We start from the raw sequence: 2,351 nt of genomic DNA, 5'->3' as shown, positions 1-2,351 counted from the left end.
AGAAGTTGATGAAAGAAGAAAGGATGTTGGCCATATCACTGTTGGAAGTCAAGAATTCAATGATTTGATTGGTGGAGGAATCGAAACTCAATCTATCACTGAAGTATTCGGTGAATTCGGATCTGGTAAAAGTCAAATTTCTCATGAATTAGCTGTCACTGTACAATTACCTGAAGAACTCGGAGGACTTGATGGTGAATGTGTATTTGTAGATACAGAAAATACTTTCCGCCCTGAAAGGATTAGACAAATTGCTGAAGGATTTGAATTAGACACAGATGAAGTTTTGGGAAGAATCCATGTGGCACGTGCATTTAATTCTGCTCACCAAATTTTAATGGTTGATAAAATTAATGAACTTATTCAAAGCGGTATTAATGTTAAATTAGTTATTGTTGATTCATTAATGGCACATTTCAGGGCAGAATATGTTGGAAGAGAATCTTTAGCTGTAAGACAACAAAAATTAAACCAGCACTTGCATTCACTTCAACAAATTGCTAATACTTATAATGTCGCTGTATTTTTAACAAATCAAGTACAAGCCAAACCTGATTCATTCTTTGGAAGTCCTACTAAGGCTATTGGAGGGCATGTTTTAGGTCACGCTTCCACTTACAGAATCTGGCTTAAAAAAGGATTGGCAGGTAAAAGAATTGCTCGTTTAGTTGACAGTCCTCATTTGCCTGAAGGTGAATGTGTATTTAAAATTACTAGCGAAGGTATCGTTAGCTAATTTTAATTTCTTTTTTTTTAATTAATTTTTTATATTATTTCATTTTAATAATTATTATATGAATCAAATCGAAATTACTATTTTAACAATTATTTTAATGATTGCTATTGGATATGTTTTAAAACGTATCGATTTTTTATCTGAAAAGGACATTGATCCTTTAAACAAAATAGTAATGAATATTCTACTTCCATGCATGATCTTTTCAGCATTATATTCTTCAGATTTATCATTGATTCCAAAATTGAGAATATTACCTTTTGTAATCTTAGCATCTTCATTAGTTACTGGAGTTGTTTCATATTTCATTTTAAAGAAATTGAATTTTGATGATAAGAAATTATGGAGCGTTCTTGTCACTGTAATGATTGCCAATACTGCATTCATGGGATATCCTGTTAATTTAGGCATTTATGGTTCGGAAGGATTTTTAAGAGCCATTTTTTGTGACATTGCAACAATGTTTATATTCATATTGCTGTCTTTTATTTTGGTTTTAAAATTCGGAGGCACAGTTAAAAAGGCTATTAGGAAAATTGCTCTGTTTCCCCCTTTATGGGCCATTATTTTTGGCATCCTCCTTAATATATTGAATATTCCTATTGGTCCTGTTTTGGACAATACAATTAATTATTTGGGTGATGGTGCTATTCCTTTAATAATGATTTCATTAGGCTTATCAATTAATCTTAGTGGGCTTTCAAGAAATAAGGCTATGGTAGGGTTCACTTCTGTTATGAAGTTATTCTTTTTCCCTTTAATTGCATTTTTTATTGTTATGTATTTAGGTCTTGTTGATTTACAGTACAATGTCACTGTTGTTGAGGCTGCAATGCCTTCTGGAATGCTGTCATTGTTGCTTTCTATAACTTACAATTTGGATTATGAATTAACATCAGATTGTATTTTGATAAATACTGTAATCTCTTTGATTACACTTCCCATAATTATCATGATTTTATAGTTTAAAAAGTTATTGTTAATTTTTTTCTGTGTCTATTGTTTCTAGTATAATCTATTATTAATAGTTATTTTCAATTAAAATAGTTCAAACATTGGTTTTTACCTAAAAAATCAATTTAATTTACGTTTTAATATTATCATATATAAACTTTACTCTAAAATTTTATTAGAAAGCTTTATAAATGTGTATTTACTACATTAGTATATCTAATACTATGTAAAATTTTACTACTATTTTTAAAAATTGCAATTTTTTATATATATTAGATATTTTTCACGACTTGTACAAGGTGAATTAATATGGCAGAAGAAATAAATAATAACGAAGAATTAAGGATAGGTGTTTACGTCTGCCACTGTGGTGTAAACGTTGGTGGAGTAGTAAACTGTCCTGAAGTAGCAGAATATGCTAAGACCTTACCTGGTGTAGTTCACGCAACTGATTACAAATACATGTGTTCTGACCCTGGTCAAGCAATGATTCAAGAAGATATTAAAGAAAAAGGCTTAAACAGAGTTGTTGTAGCAGCTTGTTCCCCTCGTCTTCACGAACCTACTTTCCGTAGATGTGTAGAAGAAGCAGGATTAAACAAATTTTTATTTGAATTTGCTAACTTAAGAGAACAAGACTCCTGGGTACACATGAACCAAC

General features: G+C 30.6%; 2 protein-coding genes and 1 pseudogene. All 3 read left to right on the top strand.

Annotated elements, in window-relative coordinates; all coding sequences use genetic code 11:
- Nucleotides 1-736: DNA repair and recombination protein RadA (radA, locus tag Q4Q55_RS10380; RefSeq protein ID WP_303372722.1), on the top strand; the 736-nt coding region annotated here is incomplete at its 5' end.
- Nucleotides 737-794: 58 nt separating this feature from the next.
- On the top strand, nt 795-1,700 hold the full coding sequence (locus Q4Q55_RS10375; RefSeq protein WP_303372721.1) for an AEC family transporter: 906 nt from the start codon (nt 795-797) through the stop codon (nt 1,698-1,700).
- A gap of 299 nt (nt 1,701-1,999) precedes the next feature.
- A pseudogene (locus Q4Q55_RS10370) lies at nt 2,000-2,351 on the top strand (disulfide reductase); the annotation flags it as partial.

Source organism: Methanobrevibacter sp. (assembly GCF_030539555.1).
Taxonomy (GTDB): domain Archaea; phylum Methanobacteriota; class Methanobacteria; order Methanobacteriales; family Methanobacteriaceae; genus Methanocatella.
Note: the sequence above shows the minus strand (reverse complement) of the source record. Positions and strands in the feature narration are given on the sequence as shown.